Origin of the sequence: Streptomyces sp. W16 (genome assembly GCF_033194735.1) — a bacterium.
Lineage (GTDB): Bacteria > Actinomycetota > Actinomycetes > Streptomycetales > Streptomycetaceae > Streptomyces.
The window spans coordinates 1-4,919 of sequence record NZ_JAWOAI010000638.1 but is presented as its reverse complement, the minus strand read 5'-3'; the positions used below and the strand labels follow the sequence as shown (position 1 = coordinate 4,919).

General features: G+C 70.1%; 4 protein-coding genes. 2 read left to right on the top strand and 2 right to left on the bottom strand.

Annotation, left to right across the window (positions count from 1 at the left end; genetic code table 11):
- Positions 1-909 (bottom strand): serine/threonine-protein kinase (locus tag R6V09_RS45890; protein WP_317887414.1); only part of this gene is annotated, 909 nt, incomplete at its 3' end.
- A gap of 390 nt (positions 910-1,299) precedes the next feature.
- The gene (locus tag R6V09_RS45885; protein ID WP_317887413.1) at positions 1,300-2,046 is read right to left on the bottom strand and encodes an IclR family transcriptional regulator; all 747 of its coding nucleotides are present in this window, start codon (positions 2,044-2,046) and stop codon (positions 1,300-1,302) included.
- Positions 2,047-2,138: 92 nt separating this feature from the next.
- On the opposite strand from R6V09_RS45885, the gene R6V09_RS45880 reads away from it, so the two are divergent.
- Entirely contained in the window at positions 2,139-3,485 is a 1,347-nt protein-coding gene (locus R6V09_RS45880) for an MATE family efflux transporter (protein ID WP_317887412.1), read from the top strand.
- A 102-nt stretch (positions 3,486-3,587) separates the two neighbouring features.
- A partial coding sequence (locus R6V09_RS45875; RefSeq protein WP_317887411.1) for a glycosyltransferase family 2 protein occupies positions 3,588-4,919 on the top strand: 1,332 nt, incomplete at its 3' end.

The following is a 4,919-nucleotide window of genomic DNA, read 5'->3' as shown; positions in this document are numbered from 1 at the left end:
CGCACGACCGGGGGCGGCTTCGAGCCCGGGGGAGGCCCGGCGCTCGGGGGCGACGCGTGGCGGGCCGCCGACCGGCCCGGACAGCTGATGCCCGATGGCGGTCCTGAACACGGCTTCGGGTAACGGCCGTTGCTCCGGGTCCTTGTCCAGGCAGACGCGGATGAACGCGGCCAGGTCCGCGTCGACGGCCGCCACCTTGTCGAGGATTTCCTCCCGTGGCGGGTCGAAGGCCACCCGGTGCAACACATCGACGCCCGTACCCTCGCCGAAGGGCGCCTCCCCGGCGACGGCGTAGGTGAGCGTGGAGGCCAGTGAGAAGACGTCCGAGGCGGCGGTCACCTCCTGGCCGCGGACCTGCTCCGGGGACATGTAGGCGGGGGTGCCCACGTTCTGGCCCGTGGCGGTGATCGAGGTGCCGTCGGTGGCCTGGACGACACCGAAGTCGATGACGCGGGCGCCGTCGGCACCCAGGATGACGTTGGACGGCTTGAGGTCGCGGTGCACCAGCCCCGCGCGCCAGATCGCCTCGATCGCGCGTCCCACGTCACCCATCAGCCGCCAGGCAGCCGCCACGTCGATCGGCCCGCGCGCGTCGACCAACTGGTCAAGGGTGGGCCCGGGTATGTACTCGGTGGCGACCCACACCAGGTCCTCGTCACAGCCGCTGCCCAACAGCCGTACGATGTGCGCCCCTTGGATGCTGTCCAGGGCACCGACCTCGCGCTCGAAGCGCTTGCGGAACTGCGGGTCCTCCGCGTACTCGGGACGGATCACCTTCACGGCGGCCGGGCCGGTGCCGCCGGTGGCGTCGCGGCCGAGATAGACCCGGCCCATCCCGCCGCTGCCCAGTACCGAAAGCAACCGGTACGGCCCCGCCTGCCGGGGATCGCTCTTCCGCAACGGGACCACGGGCGGCGGTTCCATCCCCGCCGCCGCATAGGCCATCGTTTCGGACCGACCGCGGTACTCGACTGGCATGGGAACCCTGTGTCTCTCGCGTGGTGCGTGTGACGTGAGATTAGCGCAGCACCCGTGTGTGGCAGGGGAGTTGAGGGTGGAGTTGAGGGTTTCCTGTGGTGGGGGCGGACCGGAACCGGCCGTGGTGGCCAGGCGCTAGGGCCTGTCGTCTGGATCAGGCCGGCCTGGCTCACGGTGCCTTGCCGGCCGACCCGAGCGGGGTGTGGTGCGTGCAGCTGCAAGGCGGAGGAGGGCGGCGACGCGGAGCGTCGGCAACCGACGACAACGCCGCAGATGTGCGTGCCACACCCCGCGACGCCGGCATGATCCAGACGACAGGCCCTAGGGGCGATCCGTGTCGCCGAGGCTGCGTGAGATCGAGCGGGCGCAGGTCCGGGCCGCGGAGACCAGTGAGGCGCGCACCGAGTCGTCCGGGCAGACCCGGTCGGCGGACCCCGTCACGCTCACCGCCGCGACGGCGGCCCTCCACCTGTCGCGGATCGGTACGGCGATCGACGCCGTGCCGTCCCGGGCCGGTCCGGGAACGCAGGCCCAGCCGCGATCCCTGACGGCCTCCGGGCTGTCGCCGAAAGCCGTCGAACTCCCGTGGTCCGCCCAACTCGCGGGCAGTTGCGGCGACTCGGACGTGTAGGCGCCCAGGACCGCGCCCAGCGCCGTGTCCCCGAGGGGCACGACCGTGCCGGTCTCCAGGACCTGCCGTGTGTTGTCGGGGCGGAAGACATGATGGACGATCAGCACGCCCGACCGGTGCGGCACCCCCACGTGCACCGCCTCCCCGGTACTCCGGGCCAGGTCGTCGGCCCACGCCAGGGCATGGGCCCGCAACTCGTGGGTCTGCAGGTATCTGCCGCCCAGCCGTGCCAGTTCGGCGCCCAGCCCGTACTTGCCGGACACCGGATCCTGCTCGACGAAGCCCTCCTGCCGCAGCGTGCGCAGGATGCCGTACACGGTGCCCTTCGGCAGACCGAGCGAGGAGGCGGCGTCGGAGAGACCTAGCCGTCCCTCACCGGTGGCCAACAGCCGTAACAGCGCGGCGCCTCGGGACAGCGACTGGATGGGACCTGGCATGGAGTGAGTGTGGCATGCATCAATGCCTTGTGGAGTGGGGTAATTGAGACGCCGGGGGACCGGCATACGGCGGGGGCGGAATGAACAAGGGCGTGCTGAAAGGCCGTTGGGAACAGCGGGGGCAGAAGGAGCGCTCCGAGCGGCGGGCGATTCTCGGGTTCAGCCTGCCGATGTCGGTCGCCAACTACGTGCAGCAGTCCTACCTGTTGGCCGACAGCATCATCGTGGGCCACTACGTGGGGATCGACGGCCTGGCCTCCGTCGGCGCCGCCCAGCCGATCTTCTACCTCGTCAACGCCGTCTTCCTCGGGCTGGTCGGCGGATTCGCCATACGTTTCGCGAGAATGACCGGATCCGGCCATGCCGAACGGCAGGAGGACGCCGTCATCGGCCTCGCGGGCTTCACCGTGGTCTGGGCCGCGCTCTGCGTCGGACTGGTCTTCGCCGCCACCGGGTTCTTCCTCGACGCCATGGGCATCCACGGCACCGTGGCCGCCGGGAGCACGACCTATCTGCGGACCCTGTCCCTGGGATTCGCCGGCATGTTCGGCATCGGCGCGCTCGGCGGCTTCCTGCGCGGGCTCGGCGACTCCCGCACGGTCATGTACATCATGGTGTTCAGCAGCCTGCTCAACATCGCCCTCGCCTGGAGCTTCGTGGCCGTGCTGGGACTGGGGCTGCGCGGAGCGGCCCTCGGGACGGTGACGGCCAGTTCGCTGGCCTTCGTGGCCGGCCTCGTCCTGGTGGCCCGCCGGCACGGCATCCACCGCTACCGCAGCAGCCTGCCCGAACTGGCCCGGCAGGCGGGCTCGGCCCTGCGCCTCGGCTTTCCGGTCGGCATCCAGCACGTCCTGCTCTCGCTCGGCACCATGGTCCTGACCTCGCTGATCGCCCCGTTCGGCACGGCCGCCATCGCGGCCTTCAGCATCGCCGCCCGGCTGGAGGCCCTCGCCGGGCGCTTCTACCTCGACCTGTCCGGCGCGGTGACCGTCTTCGTGGCCCGGCACACCGGCGCCGGGGACGCCGAACGGGCCCGGCGGGTACTGCTCGACGCGCTGCGGATCTGCCTGTGGGGGACGGTGGCGGAGTCCTTGCTCGTGATCCTGCTGCGGCACGACATCGCCGCCGCGTTCACCACCGACGAGCCGGTCCGCGCCATCGTCGGCACCTACATCCTCATGACGTATCCGTTCTTCCTCCTCTACTCGGCGATGGCGGTCGTCCACGGCTTTCTGAACGGCATCGGCCGGACCGTCTTCCCCCTGGTGTGCACGATGCTGTCGTTCCTGGTGGCCCGGGTCCCCACGGCGTCCCTCCTGAAGGGACCGCTCGGTCTGGACGGCATCATCTGGGCGGTACCCATCGGCTGGTTCATCGGCCTGGCCTACACCGCGTTCGCCGTACGCCGGTACATCAGGGACCCCCGAACCATTTCGTAAGGCGCGCACCAAGGGCCGTACAACTCATCCCCAACAACAAGTGTCTCGTAGGGCAACAACACTTGTCCCGGGGGGGATGTCTTGATCAAGGTGAGCGTTGTCGTGCCGATCTACAACGCCGGTTCCTACATAGAGCGTTGTGCGCCATCACTCGTCAACCAGAGCCTGGGAGCGGACGCCTACGAGGTCGTGTACGTCGACGACGGGTCGACGGACGACTCGGCCGAACGCCTCGGACGGCTGGCCGAGGCGCACCCGCACGTCCGGGTCCACCGGCAGGAGAACTCCGGCTGGCCGGGCAGGCCGCGGAACGTGGGGATCGATCTGTCCAGGGGGAAGTACGTCCAATTCGTGGACCAGGACGACGAGTTGTCGTACGAGGCGCTGGAGCGGCTGTACGCGCTGGCGGAGCGCAACGGGTCGGACGTCGTGCTGGGCAAGGTGCACGGGACGATGCAGGGGCCCAGCAATGTGTTCAAGCGGACCGTCGAGCGGTGCACCATCGCCGACGCGCCGCTCTTCGAGAGCCTGACGCCGCACAAGATGTTCCGCCGGGACTTCCTGCACGAACACGGGATCCGCTTCCCGGAGGGACGGGTCAGGCTGGAGGACCAGTTGTTCATGGCGCGCACCTATGTGCGGGCCAAGACGGTGTCGATACTGGGCAGTTACCCCTGCTACCGGTGGAACCGGCGCGAGGACGGCGGCAACAACAGCAGCCGCCGGATCACCCCCGACGACTACTACGGCCACCTCGGCAACGTTGTCGAGGCGATCAAGGAGGGCACACCGCCGGGCGACCTCCAGGACCGGCTGCTGCGCCGTTCGTACCGGGTGGAACTGCTGCGGCCGGTCAGCGAGCCACGCGTGCTGCGCCGTAGCGGAAAGGATCTGGAGGCGTACTTCACCACCGTCCGCCGCATGGCGCTGACGAGCTATCCGCCGGGGGTGCGCGAAGGACTCCCGGCGATCAGCCGACTGCGGGCGGAGCTGCTGGAGCGCAGCCGGCTCGACTCCCTGGTCGAACTCGCCCGCCGCACCGAGCGGATCAGGGCCCGGGTCGAGGTCGACGACATGCGCTGGCGCAACGGCAGACTGGTGATCCGGACCCGGATCGGCATGGTCCGAGGCGACGGCGAGCCGCTGACCGTCGTGGAGCGCGGCGGACGCATGCTGCTCGACCCCGAACTCCTCGACGGCATCGGCGGGGCCGAGGACTGGGAGGTCCCCGACCCCTTCTCCGCCGCGCACGGGGAACTCATCGTCCACGACACCGCGGGCAATCACTGGTGGTATCCCGACGGAGAGCTTCCGCCGGCCCTGGAACCGCTGGGCGGCGACCGCCACCGGGTCGTGGTCGCCGGTGAGACGGTCATCGACCCGCTGACCCTCGCCGGCGACGAGCCCATGGCCCCCGGCGCCTACCAGGTCTGG

Bases quoted from the DNA above. Each gene is read 5' to 3' on its own strand.
- R6V09_RS45885 (WP_317887413.1), bottom strand. From the start codon at position 2,046: ATGCCAGGTCCCATCCAGTCGCTGTCCCGAGGCGCCGCGCTGTTACGG.